Genomic DNA, 18,861 nt, shown 5'->3' with positions numbered 1-18,861 from the left:
CCTCCGGCCTTGCCGGGAGCGGCGGGACCCGTCTACGATGGAGTACCCCCGGGGGGTATATCTGTCCCGGCTGCGCGACACAGGAGGACCCATGGGCACCAGGATCGATCTCGGCCTGACCGCGAGCGGCTCGAACGGAGGCTGCGGCAGCGGCGCGTGCGCGTGCGGCGGCCACGAGAGCACCCGCCACGAGAGTCGTGGGCCGATCGCCGCCGCGACCGTGCAGAGCATCGGAGTCGCCGGCATGACCTGCGAGCACTGCGTCCGCAGCGTCACGGAGGAGCTGGCCGCCTACCCCGAGGTCACCGGCGTCGACGTCTCCCTCGTGCCCGACGGCGTCTCGACCGTGACCGTCGGATCCACCCGACCGCTCGGCCGCGAAGAGATCGCCGCGGCCGTCGCCGACGCGGGCTACCGACTCGCCCCTCTCGACTGACGTGGCCGACTCCGCCGGCACACCGCTCGAGCTCGCCATCGGAGGCATGACCTGCGCCTCCTGCGTCGCCCGCGTCGAGCGCCGCCTCGACGCGCTGCCCGGCGTGAGCGCCACCGTCAACCTCGCCCTCGAGCGTGCGACGCTGACGCTCCCGCCCGGCACCACGCCCGCCGACGCGATCGCCGCCGTCGAGGCGGCCGGGTACACGGCCACGCTGCCCTCGCCTCCCGAGGGCGCGGACGACGGCGACAGCGACGGCACTCCCACCGACGCCGGCGACGACCTCCAGCGCCGCGCTCTGCGCACCCGCCTGCGCGTCTCCGCCCTGCTCGCCGTGCCGGTGGTGGTGCTCTCGATGGTGCCGCCCCTACAGTTCGCGAACTGGCAGTGGCTCGCCCTCGCTCTGGCCTCGCCGGTGGCCGTGTGGGGGGCGCTACCGTTCCACCGCACCGCGTGGCGGGCGCTGTGCCACGGCGCGATGAGCATGGACACCCTGATCAGCCTCGGCGTCAGCGCCGCGTTCCTCTGTTCGGTGTACGCGCTGTTCCTCGGCGACGCCGGCCGACCAGGGATGCAGATGCCGTTCGAACTGCTCGGCAGTCGCTCGGGCCACGACGAGATCTACCTCGAGGTCGCCGCAGCGGTACCGGTGCTGGTGCTCGCGGGTCGGTACATCGAGGCGCGCTCGAAGCGCGACGCGGGTGCTGCGCTGCGGGCGCTGCTCCGGCTCGGGGCGAAGGACGCTGTCCGGGTCACGCCGGAGGGCGCGGAGGAGCGGGTGCCCGCGAGCGCGCTGGCCGTCGGCGACCGCCTCCGCGTGCGACCCGGCGAGACCGTGGCCGCCGACGGCACCGTGCTCGAAGGCTCCAGCGCCGTCGACGCGAGCATGCTGACCGGAGAGAGCGTGCCGGTCGAGGTCGGGCCGGGCTCGGCCGTAACGGGCGGAGTCCTCAACGCGCACGGCGTGCTGATCGTCCGCGTCGACCGGGTCGGCTCCGAGACGACCCTCGCCCGGATGGGCCGCCTGGTCTCGGACGCCCAGGCGGGCAAGGCCCGGGTGCAGCGCCTCGCCGACCGCGTCTCGGCCGTCTTCGTGCCCGTCGTGGTGGTGCTGGCCCTCGCGACCCTCGCCGGCTGGCTGCTCGCCGGAGCCGACCTCGCGGCCGCGGTCTCGCCGGCCGTGGCGGTTCTGGTCGTCGCCTGCCCGTGCGCGCTGGGGCTCGCGACTCCGACCGCCGTGCTCGTGGGCACGGGACGCGGCTCGCAGCTGGGGATCCTCCTGCGCGGACCCGAGGTGCTCGAGGCGAGTCGCAGCATCGACACGGTCGTGCTCGACAAGACCGGCACGCTGACCACCGGCGCCTTCCAGGTCGTCGAGTCCAGCGACGACGAGAGCCTGCGGATGCTCGCGGCCGTCGAGCGCGGGTCCGAGCATCCACTCGCCGCCGCGATCGTGGCCGGGGCCCGTGGTCTCGACGTCCCGGAGGCGAGCGGGTTCCGCTCCAGCACCGGCTTCGGCGTGCGCGCCCGCGTCGAGGGGCGCCTCGTCGTCGCCGGCCGGCTGCGCTGGCTGGAGGAGCAGTGGGGCTACGCGCCGGGAGCCCTGGCCGAGCGGGCCGAGCGGGCCACCGCCGAGGGCGGCACTGTCGTCGGCGTCGGCTGGGACGGCGAGCTGCGCGGCTTCGCCGTGCTGCGCGACGAGCCTCGGCCGGAGGCGGCGCGCGCGGTCCGCGCTCTCCGCGAGCGCGGGCTCCGGGTGCTCATGCTCACGGGAGACAACCCGCGGGCGGCGGGCGCCGTCGCCTCCGCGGTCGGGATCGACGAGGTGATCTCGGAGGTCCTCCCCGAGGAGAAGCTCGCGGTCGTCGAGCGGCTGCGAGCCGAGGGCCGCCGAGTGGCCTTCGTCGGCGACGGCGTGAACGACGCGGCCGCCCTCGCCGCCGCCGAGGTCGGCATCGCGATGGGCGCCGGGTCCGACGCCGCGATCGAGGCCGGCGACATCACACTCGTGGGCGACGACCTCGGCCGCGTGCCCGACGCGCTGCGCCTGGGGCGGCGGACCCTCGGCGTGATCCGAGGCAACCTCTTCTGGGCCTTCGCCTACAACGTCGCCGCGATCCCGCTCGCGATGGCGGGCCTGCTCGGGCCGCTGGTCGCAGGAGCCGCGATGGCCTTCTCGAGCGTGTTCGTCGTCCTCAACAGCCTGCGGCTGCGCTCCTTCCGCTGAGGGAACCCGGAGCGTTACGGGCTCCCCTCGACGGCGCTCGTGCCGGCCCGCTCGAATCGCGACGGCGAGCGCATGACCCTCGTCCTCGCCTCTGCGGTCGAGGAGGTCGGACGGCGGCCCGGCCTCAGTCCGGTTCGGTCGCGCGTCGCAGCCGGTGCCGCCGGACCGCGGCACGGTTCGCACACCGGACGGAGCAGTACCGCTGTCGGCCGTTCCGGGTCACGTCGACGATGACGTTCGTGCAGTGGTCGCCCGGCGCTCGACCGGCTTCGCAGCGGAGCAGCCGGCTCATCCCCCGGGTCGTCAGGTGCAGTGCCGTGCCGACGGCGATGACGGCGTGGAGGACGTGCGCCAGAGACTGGTCCTGGTCGCGGTAGTGCAGGTGCCAGCCCTCGTCGTCGTGGTCGGTCAGGCGCGGATACGCCGCGATCGCCGCCATCTGCTCGTTCAGGGACGATGCACGGGCACTCGGAGTCGGCGCATCGACCACCTCGAGCCATTCGTCGATCACGCCGCGGGTCCGCTCGTGATCGTCCGGTCCGACCTCGAACTCCATCGTCATGCCGAACACCCGAGTCCGCGCCTCGATCCCCTCTCGAGCGGAGGGCCAGTCGTTGGCGAGGGAGGCGGCGAGCAGCACCGCGTACTCTCCGTAAGGGTTGAGCTGCATAAGACCATGACAGCACAGTGGGGGTCATGCTCACGTCCCCGCAGTTCCCCCGTCCCGGCGAGTCGTCACTGGACGCCCTCGTACCGCACGAACACGGCTGGACGACCGAATCCGCCCACAGAACCCGCGAGGGAGTCGTCGTGTACGTCCGGTGCGCCGACTGCGGATCGCGTCGTGTCGACCTGCGGGCGGACGGCGCCACTCCCCCGTCAGCGCTCAGCAGCGTCGTGCCGTCGTCCGCCTGAGCGGCGACAGCTCGGGTCGCCACCCCGCCTCCTCCTGTGCCCACCCGAGCGCACACCCGGCGTCGGTCGAGGCGGAGCGGTACCTCACTGCGCCAGCCGCAGCGGCTCCCGGATGTCGGTGGCGAGCAGGTCCGGGGCCTCGTCCGAGAGGACCCCGGACCGTCGAGGGAACCAGGCAGCCCCGGTTCCTCGACGACTCGGGTTCCCGCGGGAGCGGGAGCACGCTCAGAGCACCACCACGATCTTCCCGGTGGTGTGACCGCCCTCCGCGTGTGCGTGGGCGTCGCGCGCCTGGTCGAGGCGGTAGGTCTGCTCGACACTGAGGGCGAACCCGGGCAGGGCGAGCGCCTCGGCGAAGCCGTCCCGGGGATCGGTCGTGCGGCCGGCCCCTGTCGACACGCGAGCGCCCTGCTGCACGGCGCTGAAGTCCGAGATCGAGATCACGGTGGAGGCGTCTGCGGTCAGCTCGACGAGATCGCCGATGACCCCGGCGCCCGAGAGGTCCAGAGCCCCGGCGACCCCCTCGGGGGCGACCGCGCGGACCCGCTCGACCAGCCCTGCACCGTAGGTCACGGGAGTCGCGCCGAGGCCGCTGAGGTAGGCGTGGTTCGCAGCGCTGGCGGAGCCGATGATGCGCAGCCCCCGGGCGACGGCGAGCTGGATCAGTGCTGAGCCGACGCCTCCCGAGGCGCCGCTGGCGACGATGGTACCGCTCGTGACTCCCAGCTCGCTCAGGAGGCGGTGCGCGGTCTCGACGGCCACGCCCCAGCCTCCGGCGGCGACGAGATCGGCGCCCTTGGGGAGCCGTGCCCACTGACTGAGGACAGCCCGCTCCGCGAGCGTGTTGCGACCGGTGCCGAAGACGAGGTCGCCGACCGCGACGTCGACGACTCCCTCGCCCAGCTCGACGACCGTGCCGGCCGCATCCACCCCCGTTCCTGTGGGCGCGGCGAGGACCGGTGTCGGCGCGAGCGACCCCGAGCGCAGCTTGGTGTCGAGCCGGTTGATCCCGGCAGAGGCGACGTCGATGACGATCTCGCCGGGGCCGGGATGCGGGGGCGCGACCTCGACGAGGTCGAGGACGTCGGGGGTTCCGTAGGACGAGTACTGGACGGCTCTCATGGTGTCTCCTCTGGATGTCTTCTGGATCAACGGGTCCGCGGATCAGGACGCGGGCGAATAGTCGACGGCGTCGAGCCAGGCGGGCAGGCCGAGGGCGCCGGGCGAGAGGCGGCGGGTCGCGTCGACGTCAGCCTGGTACGCGGGCGTCTCGACGAACCAGCGGAACATCGACTGCATGTCCTCCTGACCGTCCAGGGCCGCGAGCGGGAGGGCCTCGTAGCGAGCGGGTCGACCGGTCCGCTCGGCGAAGGCTGCGGCGATCTCACTGCCGGTCAGCTCGTCGCCCGCGATTTCGATCTCGGCCGGGACCGACGCCGGGTCGAGCAGCGCCGAGGCCGCGACGATGCCGATGTCGCGCACCGCGATCAGCTGCAGCGACACGTCATCGGCGAGCGGGAGGCGCAGGACGAGGGTGCCGTCCTCCTCCGACGGAGCGAAGAAGAAGAAGTTCTCGAAGAAGAAGACGGGGCGGATCACCGTGGTCGGCACGTCGAGGGAGGCGAGGTGCAGCTCGACGAGGCGCTTGGACTCGAAGTGCGGCACCCCGGAGTCGCGATCGGCACCGCCAACCGAGTTGAAGACGACGCGCGGCACCCCGGCCACCGCGGCGGCGTCGGCGAGCGCGATGCCCTGGCGGGTCTCGCCCTCGGTGTCCGCGTCCTGCATGCCGCCGGGAGGGGTCGTCATGAACCAGAAAGCGTCGACTCCGGTGAGCGCGGAGACGAGCGAGGCCGGGTCGTCGATGTCGACGCGAGCGAGCTCTACTCCGCGGTCGGCGAGTGCTCGAGCCTTCTCGGAGCCGGTGTCGCGCACCAGGGCGCGGACGTGGGCGCCGCGGGCCAGGAGAGCGTCGGTCACGGCCCCGCCCTGGGCGCCGGTGGCGGCGAAGACGGCGATCGGCGAGGTGGATTCTGTGGTCATGATGGACTCCTTCGTAGTCGGTCGAGAGAGAAAACCTTAGCCGGCTAGTGATTATTCCTTGGAGATGAGACGATGTCCGGTCACAAGGCCCCCGAGCCCCGGATCGAGCCGATCAGCACGCTGATCCCGACGGTCGCGAAGGCGCACCGCAAGCTCGCAGGATCGCTCCTGCACGACCTCGGTCTCGCGCCCGGTCAAGAGCTCGCGCTCATGCTGCTGTGGGAGGAGTCACCCCGCTCACAGGCCGATCTGACGCGCCTGCTGATGGTGGAGTCCCCGACGACGGCGAAGATGCTCGCCCGTCTGGAGCGCGCCGGGGTCATCACCCGCGAGCGCTCGGCGACCGACCGCCGCGTCGTCCTCGTCTCACTGACGGCCGAGGGGCGCTCGCTCGAGGAGCCGGTCACCGCGGTCTGGCGCGACCTCGAGCAGCGCACCACCGCCGACCTCACGCCCGCTGAGCAGGATCAACTGCGCGCACTGCTCGGCCGCGTGGCCGGCACGCTCACGGAGGACTGACCGCAGCCTCGCCCGGCGCAGGGCAACGTGGTTGGCTGGGGCGATGCGAACCCAGACCCAACAGGGCGTCCCCCTCCTCCTCGTTGACGACGACGGGCCCGCGCTCTCGACGCCAGAGGACGCGCTCGCGCTCGTCGCCCGGACCTACGACGGCGACGTCGGGACGATCGTCGTCCCGGTCGGCCGCCTCGACCCCGAGTTCTTCCGCCTCCGCTCCGGCATCGCCGGCGAATTCGTGCAGAAGCTCGTCAACTACGGCAAGCGCCTCGTGATCGTGGGCGACGTGACCGAGCAGGTGTCGGCGTCGAGCGCGCTGCACGATTTCGTGGTCGAGTCGAACCGCGGCGACCACCTCTGGTTCGCGGCCACCCTCGACGCGCTCGACGCGCGCCTCGACGAGTCGGCCACCGCCACCGATCCCGGCTCCGACGGCGGGGTGGAGCCGACCCCCGGCCCCGCGCGCTGATGCCGCTGCTGCTGCCGGGGCCCGACGGAGCACCACCGCGGCTCGACGGGCCGGTCCGCCTCCTCCTGCTCGCAGACACCCATCTGCCGACCCGCGCGAAGGACCTCCCGGAGGCGGTCTGGCGCGCCGTCGACGAGGCCGATCTGGTCGTGCACGCGGGCGACTGGGTCGACGAGGCGGCGCTCGACGCGCTGGAGGCGCGCGCCGCGCGGCTCCTCGCCGTGTGGGGCAACAACGATCCGGAGCCGGTGCGCGCGCGGTTGCCGGAGGTCGCACGGGCGCTGATCGCCGGCCTCGACATGCGCGTCGTGCACGAGACGGGCGGGGCGGCGGGTCGGGAGGCGCGCGCCGACGCCACCTTCCCCGGGGCCGACGTACTCGTCTTCGGGCACAGCCACATTCCGTGGGACACGGTCTCGCCCGCCGGCCTGCGCCTGCTGAACCCGGGCTCGCCGACCGATCGGCGGCGCCAGCCGACCTGCACCGTCTTCACTGCTCTGGCGGCCGACGGACAGCTCAGCGACGTGCGGGCGACGCACCTCGCGCCGAGGGCAGGAACCATTCCGGGTGGTGGCGCAAGGGGGTCACAGGGGAGTGACGTCGGCTTAGGCTCTCCGAGATGAGCAGCTCACACGACCACCCCGACTCCGCGCACCTGCGCCCGGAGGGTCTCGACGACGCCTCCGTGGCGGCGCTCGGGAAGCTCTCGGAGGCACTCGAGACGGTCGAGCACGCTCGAGGTCTGCTCTACGGCTTCCACCGCCTCACCGGTGCCGCCGATCTCGCCCTCGGCGAGGCCGTCGAGGCACTGCGGGAGGCGGGCCACTCCGAGATCGCCGAACGGATCGACACCGAACTCGTCGGCCGGAACGTGATCGAGGGCCGGTGGACCTTCCAGATCGTCGAGGACTACGACGACTCCTACTACAGCGTCTTCCGCGAGCAGGAGCGCGCCGCCCGCGAGGCCCTCGCCGGCGGCCGGCGCCACCTGTTCGAGTCCGAGCTGAAGGAGGACCGACGCACGGCCGGCCGCCGTCACCACGAGTCGCGGCCGGAGCCGTCGTGAACGCGGTCGTCCGGATGCACGCGTCGTCACTCCGGGTCAAGGCGGTCACGCCGGGCCGCAGTGGCCGTGGGGCGCCTCCGGAGCCGGAGGCGACGATCCGCCGCACGACGCTGAGCATCGACGGACGCCAGTTCCTGTTGGCCGTGTCCCTCGACACGGACGAGCTCGAGAAGCGCCTGGTCGAGGCCGTGCGCAACCGCGGCGACATGGTGAGCTTCACCGTCGCGGGCGAACGCGAGGTCTGCGTACTGGTCTCACCCGGCGTCGCCGTCATCCTCGAGCACGAGGACGTCCCGGCGGAGGATCCGAACGCCGAGGACGCGCCGATCCTGTACGACGACGTCGAGTACCTGACGTAGTCCGCGCGCCCCCGAGGTCGGGAGCGCCGATGCCTCCGGTGAGCAGGCCGCACGGACGTCTCGATCTCGGCGACGCGCATCCGCAGCTCAGACCGCTCCGGTGCTCGCCCAGAGGTGGAACGCCGCATGCGCCCGGTGCGGACGCCAGGCCTGCGAGGCTGCCTCCGCCTCCGCGGTGCTCACACGGCCGAGCGCCCTGCGCAGCACCAGGTCGCCGGCCGGGAAGGCGTCCGGATCGCCGAGCAGCCGCAGGGCGAGGTAGTCGGCCGTCCACGGTCCGATCCCGGGGAGGGCGAGGAGGAGGCGCCGCTGCTCGCGCAGATCGCCTGCGCCGTCGAGCACGAGCCCGTCGGCGACGGCACGGGCGAGGGCACGCACCGTCCGAGCTCGGGCGCTGGTGACGCCGATGGCCGAGCGCAGCTCCTCGAGTTCCGGCGCGAGCAGGGCCGCAGGAGTCGGGAAGGCCAGCAGTCCGCGCGCGCCGCGGGTGCCGAACGCGGCAACCGTCCGAGCACCGAAGGTGCGTGCCGCAGCGACGGAGACCTGCTGCCCGAGGACCGCCATCACGGCGGCTTCGAACGCCTCCGGGTACTGCGTCGCACGGAGCCCGGGCCGCTCGGCGACCGAGCGCGCGAGCAGCGGGTCGCGCGAGAGCTGCCGGCCGATCGCGACCACGTCAGAGTCGAGGTCGAACCAGGCGCGGACGATCGCCGCCGCGGGCTCGATCACGACGGTCTCCGCCTCGAACCGGACGCCCGTCTCGGTGATGGCGAGCGCCACTGGGTGCAGGGCACCCGCGACCGTGAGCAGGCGCTCCAGGCTCCGGCCGTCGTCACCGACACGCTCCACTCCGGGGAGGGCGTGGTTGCGCACGAGGCTCGCGGCGCCGGCCGCGTCGAAGGGTCCGTCGGCCCGGAGATCGAGGGAGGAGAGACCCGCGCTCGCGCGGGGTTCGGAGTTCGGCTCGGCGCTCGGATTCGGCTGGGCGCTCGGATTCGGCTGGGCGCTCGGATTCGGCTGGGCGCTCAGGGGAGCAGCACCACCTTGCCGCCCGCGCGGCCCGACTCGACGAGGGCGAGTGCCGCCGCCGCCTCCCGCAGCGGGAAGGAAGGACCGAGCACCACCTCCAGCTCTCCGCGGCCCGCCAGCTCGAGCAGCCCAGGTCGAGCCGCGTCGCGCAGGGCGGTACCCGGGTCGGCACCCGCGCCGCCGCCGAGCAGCAACACACCCTCAAGGCGGGCCGCGTGCTCGAAGCCGGCGACCGTCGCGACGCGAGACCGCTCGGCGACCAGCGCGACGGAGACGTCCAGCGCCTCCGCAGTGCCCGCCGTGTCGAGCGCCGCGTCCACGCCCTCGGGTGCCGCCTCCCGAACCCGGCCCTCGAGCCCCGGCCCGTAGCGGAGCGGCTCGGCGCCGAGTCGGCGGACGACGGCCTCGCCGCGCTCGCTCGTCGTACCGAGAACGCGCGCACCCCGCGAGCGCGCGAGCTGCACTGCGAGCGTGCCCACGGCTCCGCTCGCCCCGTGCACGAGCACTGTCTCACCGGAGGCGACCCGCGTCGCCTCGACGAGGTGCGCCGCGGTGGTGCCCGCGAGCAGCAGCCCTGCCGCCGCCTCCCAGCCGAGCCCGGACGGCTTGGGCAGCACAGCGCTCGCAGGTGCGACGAGTTCGGCCGCGTAGCCGCCGGAGACCCGGAACGCGACCACCTCGTCGCCCACCCGCAGCGGGCCGAGCGGCCCCTCCGCTCCCTCGCCCACCGCCGTCACGACTCCCGAGACCTCGCTGCCCGGACGCACCGGCAGCCTGCCCCGGCCGAACACTCCGCGGAGCGTCTTCGCGTCAGCCGGATTCACGCCCGCCGCCCGCACCGCGATCCGCACCCGCCCGGCCCCCGGCTCCCCCGGATCGACCTCGACGGCGCGCAGCGCCTCCGGCCCGTCGAACCCCTCGGCCTGCATCGCCACGACCATGTGCCCCGCCTCCCGTTCCCGGCGCCGACGCGCCCGAGCGCGACGCTAGCAGGCACGGGTCACGGCTGTGGGCAGCGCCGCTCGATGGCGCAGTCCCGTTGCCGCTTGATGTCGTCATCCGGTGACGAGGATGCTGGCGGCGGCTTCGATGACGTCGTCGGTGATGGTCTCGAGCTGGTTGATCTTCAGCACGCGCTGGATCTGCGGGAAGAGCCGTTCGAGGAGGCGGAAGTTACCGCGGGTGATGCGTTGGATCGCGGCGATGGCTTGGGCGTCGGTGAAGTCGTCGGGGTTCAGGGTGTGGCCGAGGCGTTTCCAGTGGCGGTCGAGGACGAAGAGGAGCTCGTCTTGGCCGAGGGTGCGGTAGCGGCGGGCGAAGCCGAGGCGGCTGTAGAGCTGGGGGTAGTGGCGGAATCGCTGGTCGATGCCGGGCATGCCAATGAGGATGATCGCGAGGTGCTCGCGGTCGCGCCGATCGCCCAGGAGCTCGAGCGCGGTGGGTGTGAGGCGTTCGGCTTCGTCGATGATCAGCAGCTCGACCCACCGGCGTGAATCGCCACCGGTGCCGGTGATCTTCCCGATCGTGCGCTGGTGGTCCTCGATCCTGATGCTGTGGAGTTGCCCGTTCAGCGGCGGCCTTCTGTGATCGCTCCGTGGCGCGTCGGGACCGATGGTCCGCGCCCTTTAGCCCTTCTCCGCGCCTTCGGTGGTGTTCATGATCCGCTTCTGGAAGACGAAGAACAGGACTGCGACCGGGATCGACATCAGCACGGCGGCAGCTAGCTGGAGTGGGTACTGGTTCCCGGCACCCAGCTGCCCCGAGACAAGGGAGGCAACGCCTGTGGTGAGCGTATTGAGGTCCGGACTCTGCCGCGAGACGACGAAGTGCGAAAACTCGTTCCACGACCCCTGGAAGGAGAGGATCAGCAGCGTGATGACCGCCGGTCGGGCCATGGGCAGCACGATCGACCAGAAGGTGCGGAAGATGCCGGCACCATCGATGCGCGCCGCTTCCTCGATGGAGGCGGGGATCGAGTCGAAGAACTGCTTCATGATGAAGATCCCGGCGGCGTCCGCGAGGAGCGGGATGATCATCCCGGCGTAGCTGTCGTAGAGGCCTAGCTGCTTGAGGATCAGGAAGCGCGGGATTAGCAGCACCACGGCGGGCACGCTCATCACGCCGATGAAGCCGGCGAAGAGCAGGTTCCGGCCGCGGAAGCGCAGACGCGAGAGCGCGTATCCGGCGAGGGAGTCGAAGAACACCCGGCCGAAGGTGACGCAGAGGGTGATGATCGTCGAGTTGAGCGCCCACCGCGGAAGCGGGACGTCGGTGAACAGCCGCTCGTACGCGGCGAAAGACCACGTGGCGGGCAGCAGCGAGAGCGGGTTCCCGGTGGCGTCGGCGTCGGTCTTCATCGAGGACGCGATCGAGATGAGGAACGGGTAGATGTAGACCAGCGCGAGCAGGATCAACATCAGGTAGCCGGCGGCGACGGAGGCCCGGGTGCGGGCCGAGAGGACGCGCTTGCGGTGCGGGAGCGGCGCCGGCTCGGGCTCGGGTGCCGTGCGGGGTGCGGTGTCGATCAGGGTGCTCATCGCACACCTCCGGTGGTGAGGGTCGTCGCGGCATCGGCGCGGGCTGCTCGGCGGGAGCGCCGGCCCTTCGACTCGCCCTTCTCGCGGAGGAGCGCGCGCTGGAGCAGTGTGAGGACCACGATGATGAAGAAGAGGATGAAGGCGATGGCCGCACCCTGGCCCCACTGGAGTCCGCGGAACGAGGACTCGTAGGCGAGGTAGGCGGGCGTGAGGAGCGTCTTGCCGGGGGCGCCTCCTCCCGTGAGGTAGATCTGGTCGAACACCTGCCAGGTGCCGATCAGGCCAAGCGTGAGCACGGTGAACAGCGTGGGTCTGAGCATCGGGAGGGTGACGGAGAAGAACTTCCGGAAGACCCCCGCTCCGTCCATCAGCGCGGCCTCCTCGATCTCGCCTCCGACGTTCTGCAGTGCGGCGAGGAAGAGGAGCATGAAGGTGCCGGAGGTAGTGAAGATCGCCATGACGATCAGCACGCACATCGCCACCGAGGGGCCGGAGACCCAGTCCCACCAGGTGAGCCCGAGGGGAGCGGCGCCGGTGAGCCATCCCGGGGCGGAGTCGACTCCGACGAGTCCGAGGAGGTTGTGGAGGATCCCGGAGGAGTCGGCCATCCAGGTGGGGCCGGAGGCCCCAAACCAACCGAGGACCGCGTTGACGACGCCGGAGGCGCTGAAAAGGAACAGGAAGATCACCGTGATCGCGATCGAGGAGGTGACGGAGGGGAAGTAGAAGGCGGTGCGGAAGAAGCCGCGGCCGCGCAAGATCCGTCGGTTGACCTGCACGGCCAGGAACAGGGCCAGCGCGGTTTGCAGGGGGACGACGAGGAGGACGTAGTAGAGGTTGTTGCGGATGGCGGTGCCGAAGTCCTTCTGCGCCAGGCCCGGCTCGGTGAGGACAGCCTGGTAATTATCGGAGCCCACGAACTGAGCGGTGCCACCGATGGGTGAGCCGAGACCGTTCCAGTTGCTCAGGCTCACCCAGAGGGCGAGCACGATCGGGAGGACGAGGAAGACGCCGACGAGGAGGATCGCGGGGAGGGTGAACAGCCAGCCGTAGCGGGCCTCAGAGCCGCGGATCCCGGGGCCGGGGGCACCGGTTCCGGAGGTTCCGCGGCCGGTGCGGCGAGGGGTGCTCGGTGCGGGGCGACCCGCTGCGGCTGGACTGCTCATGGGGTGTCTCCTGGCTTACTTCGCGTTGGCGGTGTCGAGAGCGTCCTGGAGGTTGGTCTGGAAGGTCTCCAGGATCGCCTCGGGGTCGGCGGTGGCGATGCCTTCGAGCGACGCGTTGAAGTCGGTGATCACGGTCGCTGCGCCGGCGAAGGCGACGGGGCTGACGGCGTAGTCGTTGCCCGCGACGAAGGCGGCGTTCTCGGGGTACTTCGTCGCGTACTCAGCGGCGCCGGTCTCGGTCGAGGGGATGACGCCGAATGCGTCGGAGAATGCGAGCTGCTGCTCATCGCTGGTGAGGTAGGAGACGAGGGACTCGGCGGACTCGGCGGTGTCGCTGCCGGCGGGGATGCCCCAGCAGTTGCTGAAGGTGAAGGTCGACTTGCCACCCGGGCCGGCGGGCAGCTCAGCGATGGTGTACTTCACGTCCGGGTAGTCGGCCTTCAGGGCGCCGTTGATCCACGGACCCTCGATGACCATCGCGGCGGCGCCCTTGCCGAACGCCTCGCCCGACCAGCCGGAGTCGATGTCGGCGGGGAACCTCAGCACGCCGTCGGAGAGCAGCTTCTGGACCTCTTGCAGGCCGGCGACGTTCTCGGGGGTGTTCGCGGTGGCGGTGGTGCCGTCCTCGGAGATGAGGGAGCCGCCGGCCTGGTTCATGAAGGTGCCGATGCGCGCGTACTCGGGTCCGAAGGAGAGGCCGGCGACGGTGTCGGTGGTGAGCTTCTGCGCCGCGGACTCGAGGGAGTCCCAGTCGGTGGGGATGTCGGCGTCGGTCAGCCCGGCGGCCGCCCAGAGATCGGTGTTGATGACGAGCCCCAGCGTCGAGAAGTCCTTGGGCTCGCAGTAAAACTGATCGTCGTAGCTGAAGGCGTCCTTGAGGGCCGGGTAGAACGCGTCGGCGTTCTCGGCGTCCTGAGCGTAGGGCTCGAGGTAGCGGTTGCTCGCGTACGTCTGGAACTGGTCCCAGCTCATGTAGAAGAGGTCCGGCGGGTTGTCGCCGGAGAATCCCTGGCCGAGCTGCTGCGTGAGGTCGCTGGCGATGACGGTGTCGACCGTCGTGCCGTTCTCCGTCGCCCAGGCGTCGTTGGCGGCCGTGACCGCCGCGCCCTCGGCGTCGCTCGAGGAGGCGATGAGGACGGTGAGGCCGTCAGAGGAGCCGCTGGCACCGTCGCTGGAGGAGTCGGAGGAGCAGGCCGTCAGGGTGACGAGCATGCCTGTGGCGACGAGTGCGGCACTCCAACGTGCCGTACGGGTGATGTTCATGGCTGACCTTTCATCGATGGGGAGGGGCCGGTAGTAGACCGGGGTGTCAGGGGGAAGGAAGAGTGGTGGGAGTGGCCGAGCCGGGTTCGATGTGCAGCGGGGACCGTGTGATGAGCTGAGGGGCGATCAGACGGTGCGCTTCCCCGGCGGTGAGGTCGTGAGGGATCACGGTCGCGCCGGACGGTCCCAGGAGCAGTTCGAGGGCACCTGCGGCGACTTCGTCCATGTTCTGCTCGACGCTGGACAGGCCCAGGGCAGCGGCGACCGGGGTGTTGTCGAAGCCGGTGATCGCGACGTCGGCGCGGCCGAGTGCAGTGGCGGCCATGAAAGCGCCCAGCGCGGCGGAATCGGAGACGCACACGATGCCCTGGAGGTCGGGGTGCACGGCCAGAAGCTCCGACGTCGCTCGGCGTGCATCGTTGATGTCGATGGTTGCTGTCACCGACAGCGCCTCAAGAGCGTCGGAGTCCAGGTCGGAGTGCTCCGTCATGCTCGCCCACCATCCGGTGCGGCGGTCATCGCCGGTGCCCTGATCGCTCGGCCAGCCGAGGAAGGCGATCCGCTGCAGACCCTCGCCGAGCAGCTGATCGGTCGCGGCACGGACACCGGCGGCGCCGTCGACATCCACCCACAGGTGCTGCGGGCTGTTGACATCGTCCGCTCCCCAGGGTCGGCCGAAGGCGACGAAGGGAACAGCGTTCTCGATCAGCCAACGACTTCTCTCGTCGCCGGCGTAGGTGGCGGTCAGGATGATCGCGTCGACGTCGGCGCCGTCCCGCAGCCGCGCGAGCTCCGCGATCTCCTCTGCCGGCGATGCCGCCGTGTACAGAAGGACGCGAAGGCCGCGCTGTGCGGCGAGTTCCGTGACCGCGTGCAGGAAGCGATCCAAGAGAGTCCCCGAGATGCCGTCGAGGACGGGCTCCAAGCGCACTCCGATCGTGCCCGAGCGCCGAGTGCGCAGGCGACGAGCCGACGCGTCCGGACGGTAGCCGAGTTCCTGGATCGCTCCGATGACGCGCTCTCGTGTAGCGGGCCGGACGATGTCCGGGGAGTTGAGAACGTTGGAGACCGTCTGTCGAGACACGCCGGCAAGAGCTGCGACGTCGGAGACGGTGGGAAGACCGGCCACGAGAGCCTCCTCGAGTTCCAGAGTGGAGCCGAGAAGAATTCGCTCGGCGATGAACGCTTGATTAGAACGATCAAGCCAAGTGGTGGACGGGGCACTTTGGTGAAGTGATCCGATCCACCTTTGCGGTTTGGATCGATCAAATGTTATGTTACCTGTCGAGCGGCGGGTGTCAACTGTCGCGGTCGAGACAGTTCTCGCCACCCCCGTCATCCATCTGCACGGCTCGCCGCGCCCACGATTCACTGAGGAGTCGACTGTGAACGACACCGTTTCCGTCTTGATGACCGATCCCGCCGACGTCTCGCGGGGAGAGACGCTGCAGCCTCTGCTGCACGCGGAGTCGATGCTGCTGTGCGCGCCGGTGCAGATCTGGTCGAGTGCCGACGGGCAGGTGGGCAGCGCTCCCATTCACGGCCTCTACAGCGGAGACACTCGCATCGTGTCCTCGCTGGAAGCGACGGTCGGCGGCCGCAGCGGAGAACACGTCGCCGCGTTCCGCGACTCCGCGTCGACCGAGACCTACGTGTCGCTGCTGCGCCACCTCGACGACGAGGTCGCGGATCCCCGAATGCGGCTTGTGCGCCGCCGAGACGTCGATGGGACCTCGCTGCGCGAGACCTTCACGGTGGAGTCCGCGCGCGGTGAAGCTGTCGACACGATCGTGGAAGTGCGTCTGCGCGCGGACTTCTCTGTCATGCACATCGTCAAGGCCGGCCTCGTCGAGGACATCGATATCGAGGCGGTACGCGGGACCGGATCCGTCACCTGGCGTACGGCAAGTACCGACGCGCGCGTGGACGCGATCGGAGCGGACATGAGCATCGACGGAGCCGAGCTGGTTCTGACGTGGCCGATCACCATTCCCGCACATGACTCGATCCGGCTCGACTGGGGCATCACTGTCGAGGACCGCGAGTCCGTCGTCGCAGCGGCTCCCGGAACACCCCAGTGGCAGGACGTCTCGGTCACCAGCGGCGACTTCCGCCTCGCGCGATGGGTGCACACGGCACTCGAGGACCTGACCGGCCTGCGCATGGTCACCACAGCGCGCCCCGACGACGTCTTCCTCGCTGCTGGGGCACCGTGGTTCTTCACCCTTTTCGGGCGCGACTCCCTCTGGGCCGCGCGCATGCTCCTTCCCCTCGGCACCGACCTCGCAGCCTCCACACTGCGGGTCCTCGCTGGGCTTCAAGGCACCGAGACCGACGCGGAGACCGCCGAGCAGCCCGGCAAGATCATGCACGAGCTGCGCCCCCAGGTGCTCACCATCCCCGGCGAGGACGTCTCGCTACCGCCGCTCTACTACGGCACCGTCGACGCGACTCCGCTGTGGATCACGCTCCTGCACGAAGCGTGGAAGTGGGGCCTGCCCGACGCAGAAGTCGAAGCACTCCTGCCCCACCTCGACGCCGCACTCGCGTGGCTCCGCGATCATGCCGACAGCGATGGCGACGGGTTCCTCGAGTACATCGACACCACCGGCCATGGCCTCGCGAACCAAGGGTGGAAGGACTCCGGCGACTCGATCCAGTGGCAGGACGGGACTCTCGCCGAAGGCCCGATCGCCCTCTGTGAGGTGCAGGCGTACGCGTACGAGGCGGCCCTCGCCGCCGCCGAGCTCCTTGAGCACTTCGGACGCCCCGGTAGCGAGTGGACCGACTACGCAGCCGCCATGAAGGCGCGCTTCGCGGACGCGTTCTGGATCGAGGACGGCAACGGCGGGTATCCCGCGATCGCGCTCGACGCACACAAGCGTCCCGTCAACACCGTCACCAGCAACATTGGCCACCTTCTCGGCACCGGCATCCTCACCACCGAGCAGAGCGCGCGCGTCGCACAGCTGCTCGTCTCGTCAGAGATGAACTCCGGCTTCGGGCTCCGTACGCTCTCCACCGACGCCGACGGATATTGGCCACTCTCTTACCACGGCGGCTCCGTCTGGACTCACGACACCGCGATCGCCATCACCGGCCTCGCCCGTGAAGGGTTCGACGGAGAGGCTGCCACCCTCGCGCAGGGGCTTCTCGCTGCCGCCGAAAGCTTCGACTACCGAGTCCCCGAGCTGCACTCCGGAGACTCCGCGTACTCCTTCAAGGCAGCAGTGCCCTACCCGGCCGCCTGCCGACCGCAAGCGTGGTCAGCCGCGGCATCTGTCGCCGTACTCGCCGTCGCAGCCGGCCTCACCCCCGTCGGCCTGCCTGCCAGAGCCAACCCCGGCATCGCGGGAACGATCTCGTTGAACTAGTCCTGGTCCGACCTGTGCCGCCGAGCGCAGCCTTCGAATGCGCGATGCCTTCATAGTTCCGTCCATCTCAGGAATCTGTGCCTTTCTGGGGCAGTGGTCCGTGTCGGCGGGGATCCCGGCGGGGGTGACCTGCCAGGTGGCGAGGAGGCGGATCGCGTCCTCGTGCGGGGTCCCGGGAGCGGGCTCGTAGACGAGCAACGTCTGGCCCTCATCGGGGCCCAGGGTCCATGACCGCATACTTCAACCGCAGGCCGCCGACGACAAATTCGGCTGGACTGGCCGGGGGTCAAAGCGTCTGGCCAGAAACCCAGACCGGTTCAGAAATGAGTTGTGAACCGGTCCGGACGTCCGGAAGCGTGGGGCGGTGATTCCGCGGGAGGATTCAGGGGCGGACGAGCACCTTGAGTGCCTCACGGTCAGCCATCGCCTGGTAGCCGGCGGGCACGCCATCGAGGTCGACGGTACGGTCGAAGACCTTGCCAGGCTCGATTCTGCCGTCGAGGACGAGGGGCAGCAACTCGTCGATGTAGGCACGGGCAGGCGCGACGCCACCGGTCAGGGTGACGTTGGCCATGAAGGGCCCGAAGCCGAAGGGGACATCCTCGAACTGTGGTGCGCCGACGCGGCTGATGACGCCGCCGGCGCGGACGATCGCGAACGCGGTCTCGAGGGCGGGCTTCAGCCCGACCGCCTCCAGGACGACATGGACGCCGTCACCGCCGGTGAGATCCCTCACAGCGGCGATGGCGTCGTCGCCGCGCTCGGCGACGACGTCGGTGGCGCCGAACTCGCGGCCGAGATCGGTGCGGGACTGGTGGCGGCCGAGGAGGATGATCCGCTCGACGCCGAGCAACTTCGCCGACAGGACGGCGGAGAGGCCCACGGCCCCGTCACCGATCACGGCGACGGTCTTGCCTGCACTGACGCCACCCATCTTGGCGGCGTGGTAGCCGGTCGACATCACGTCGGACAGGCTCAGCAGCGACGGGACGAATGTCTCGTCGAAGCCGGCGGGGACGGTGACGAGGGTGCCGGTGGCCTGGGGCACGCGGACCTTCTCGCCCTGGCCGCCGTCGACGCCGTCGGAGCCCCAGTGGGCGCCGTGACGGCAGGAGGTCTGCAGGCCTTCCTGGCAGAAGTCGCAGGTGCCGTCGGAAGCGACGAACGGGGCGATGACGAAGTCGCCAACGGCGACGCCGGTGACGTCCGCGCCGATCTCCTCGACGACGCCCACGAACTCGTGTCCCATGCGGGCGGGCTCGCCGTCGTGCTCCTTGGAGGCGTAGGGCCACAGGTCGCTGCCGCAGATGCAGCCGGCGACGATCTTCACGATCGCGTCGGTGGGTTCGAGGATCTTGGGGTCGGGGACGGTTTCGATGCGCACGTCTCCGGCGCCGTACATGAGTGCTGCTCGCATGACTTCTCCTTCAGGTGATGGAACGGGGAGGCGTCCGGTTCTCG

The 18,861-nt window shown here is 70.8% G+C and carries 18 protein-coding genes and 1 pseudogene; 8 read left to right on the top strand and 11 right to left on the bottom strand.

Annotation, left to right across the window (positions count from 1 at the left end):
* Nucleotides 1-91 precede the first annotated feature (91 nt).
* Together GSU10_RS02630 and GSU10_RS02625 are read left to right on the top strand one after the other, a co-directional pair.
* Nucleotides 92-436, top strand: coding sequence for a heavy-metal-associated domain-containing protein (locus GSU10_RS02630; RefSeq protein WP_068213814.1), 345 nt, complete (start codon nt 92-94; stop codon nt 434-436).
* A 46-nt stretch (nt 437-482) separates the two neighbouring features.
* Nucleotides 483-2,663: a heavy metal translocating P-type ATPase gene (locus GSU10_RS02625; protein ID WP_132504850.1), complete on the top strand. Its 2,181-nt coding sequence runs from the start codon at nt 483-485 to the stop codon at nt 2,661-2,663.
* A gap of 124 nt (nt 2,664-2,787) precedes the next feature.
* Here GSU10_RS02625 and GSU10_RS02620 read toward each other — a convergent pair whose 3' ends face one another.
* The 3 genes from GSU10_RS02620 to GSU10_RS02610 all read right to left on the bottom strand — a co-directional run bounded on the left by GSU10_RS02620 (nt 2,788) and on the right by GSU10_RS02610 (nt 5,621).
* On the bottom strand, nt 2,788-3,333 hold the full coding sequence (locus GSU10_RS02620; protein WP_068213194.1) for a CGNR zinc finger domain-containing protein: 546 nt from the start codon (nt 3,331-3,333) through the stop codon (nt 2,788-2,790).
* A gap of 470 nt (nt 3,334-3,803) precedes the next feature.
* Nucleotides 3,804-4,700 (bottom strand): NADP-dependent oxidoreductase, encoded by an 897-nt coding sequence (locus tag GSU10_RS02615; RefSeq protein ID WP_068213200.1) that lies wholly within the window; start codon nt 4,698-4,700, stop codon nt 3,804-3,806.
* Nucleotides 4,701-4,742: 42 nt separating this feature from the next.
* Nucleotides 4,743-5,621 carry an NmrA/HSCARG family protein gene (locus tag GSU10_RS02610; RefSeq protein ID WP_068213203.1) on the bottom strand — a complete coding sequence of 293 codons (879 nt, stop codon included), beginning with the start codon at nt 5,619-5,621 and terminating at the stop codon, nt 4,743-4,745.
* 72 nt (nt 5,622-5,693) lie between these two features.
* Here GSU10_RS02610 and GSU10_RS02605 point away from each other — a divergent pair, with 72 nt between their 5' ends.
* Genes GSU10_RS02605 through GSU10_RS02585 form a run of 5 tightly spaced genes read left to right on the top strand, consistent with a single transcriptional unit; the run spans nt 5,694 to nt 8,031 of the window.
* Nucleotides 5,694-6,140 (top strand): MarR family winged helix-turn-helix transcriptional regulator, encoded by a 447-nt coding sequence (locus GSU10_RS02605; protein ID WP_068213205.1) that lies wholly within the window; start codon nt 5,694-5,696, stop codon nt 6,138-6,140.
* 43 nt (nt 6,141-6,183) lie between these two features.
* Complete coding sequence (locus GSU10_RS02600) at nt 6,184-6,606, top strand: DUF4180 domain-containing protein (RefSeq protein ID WP_068213208.1); 423 nt, start codon at nt 6,184-6,186, stop codon at nt 6,604-6,606.
* On the top strand, nt 6,606-7,229 hold the full coding sequence (locus GSU10_RS02595; protein ID WP_132504802.1) for a metallophosphoesterase family protein: 624 nt from the start codon (nt 6,606-6,608) through the stop codon (nt 7,227-7,229). The genes GSU10_RS02600 and GSU10_RS02595 overlap by 1 nt, the downstream gene beginning before the upstream one ends.
* Nucleotides 7,226-7,672, top strand: a complete 447-nt coding sequence (locus GSU10_RS02590) for a hypothetical protein (RefSeq protein WP_068213562.1) — start codon at nt 7,226-7,228, stop codon at nt 7,670-7,672. Before GSU10_RS02595 ends, GSU10_RS02590 begins: the two co-directional genes overlap by 4 nt.
* Entirely contained in the window at nt 7,669-8,031 is a 363-nt protein-coding gene (locus GSU10_RS02585) for a hypothetical protein (RefSeq protein ID WP_068213571.1), read from the top strand. The genes GSU10_RS02590 and GSU10_RS02585 overlap by 4 nt, the downstream gene beginning before the upstream one ends.
* A gap of 87 nt (nt 8,032-8,118) precedes the next feature.
* On the opposite strand, the gene GSU10_RS02580 is transcribed toward GSU10_RS02585, so the two are convergent.
* The 7 genes and pseudogenes from GSU10_RS02580 to GSU10_RS02550 form a co-directional block, all read right to left on the bottom strand.
* Nucleotides 8,119-8,904, bottom strand: a complete 786-nt coding sequence (locus GSU10_RS02580) for a DNA-3-methyladenine glycosylase family protein (protein WP_068213573.1) — start codon at nt 8,902-8,904, stop codon at nt 8,119-8,121.
* Nucleotides 8,905-9,056: 152 nt separating this feature from the next.
* Nucleotides 9,057-10,001, bottom strand: a complete 945-nt coding sequence (locus GSU10_RS02575) for a quinone oxidoreductase family protein (RefSeq protein WP_241972903.1) — start codon at nt 9,999-10,001, stop codon at nt 9,057-9,059.
* A gap of 114 nt (nt 10,002-10,115) precedes the next feature.
* Nucleotides 10,116-10,610 (bottom strand): annotated as a pseudogene (locus GSU10_RS02570) (AAA family ATPase); the annotation flags it as partial.
* A 75-nt stretch (nt 10,611-10,685) separates the two neighbouring features.
* Nucleotides 10,686-11,597, bottom strand: a complete 912-nt coding sequence (locus tag GSU10_RS02565) for a carbohydrate ABC transporter permease (protein ID WP_068209537.1) — start codon at nt 11,595-11,597, stop codon at nt 10,686-10,688.
* Complete coding sequence (locus GSU10_RS02560) at nt 11,594-12,763, bottom strand: carbohydrate ABC transporter permease (RefSeq protein ID WP_068209540.1); 1,170 nt, start codon at nt 12,761-12,763, stop codon at nt 11,594-11,596. Before GSU10_RS02560 ends, GSU10_RS02565 begins: the two co-directional genes overlap by 4 nt.
* Nucleotides 12,764-12,778: 15 nt before the next feature.
* Nucleotides 12,779-14,026: a sugar ABC transporter substrate-binding protein gene (locus tag GSU10_RS02555; RefSeq protein ID WP_068209543.1), complete on the bottom strand. Its 1,248-nt coding sequence runs from the start codon at nt 14,024-14,026 to the stop codon at nt 12,779-12,781.
* Nucleotides 14,027-14,072: 46 nt separating this feature from the next.
* Nucleotides 14,073-15,155 carry a LacI family DNA-binding transcriptional regulator gene (locus GSU10_RS02550; RefSeq protein WP_068209546.1) on the bottom strand — a complete coding sequence of 361 codons (1,083 nt, stop codon included), beginning with the start codon at nt 15,153-15,155 and terminating at the stop codon, nt 14,073-14,075.
* 256 nt (nt 15,156-15,411) lie between these two features.
* Between GSU10_RS02550 and GSU10_RS02545 the strand changes: the two genes are divergently transcribed.
* Complete coding sequence (locus tag GSU10_RS02545; RefSeq protein ID WP_338419328.1) at nt 15,412-17,400, top strand: glycogen debranching N-terminal domain-containing protein; 1,989 nt, start codon at nt 15,412-15,414, stop codon at nt 17,398-17,400.
* 382 nt (nt 17,401-17,782) lie between these two features.
* On the opposite strand, the gene GSU10_RS02540 is transcribed toward GSU10_RS02545, so the two are convergent.
* Entirely contained in the window at nt 17,783-18,817 is a 1,035-nt protein-coding gene (locus tag GSU10_RS02540) for a zinc-binding dehydrogenase (protein ID WP_068209555.1), read from the bottom strand.
* Nucleotides 18,818-18,861 lie beyond the last annotated feature (44 nt).

This window comes from Rathayibacter tanaceti, assembly GCF_009834165.1.
Lineage (GTDB): Bacteria > Actinomycetota > Actinomycetes > Actinomycetales > Microbacteriaceae > Rathayibacter > Rathayibacter tanaceti.
Note: the sequence above shows the minus strand (reverse complement) of the source record. Positions and strands in the feature narration are given on the sequence as shown.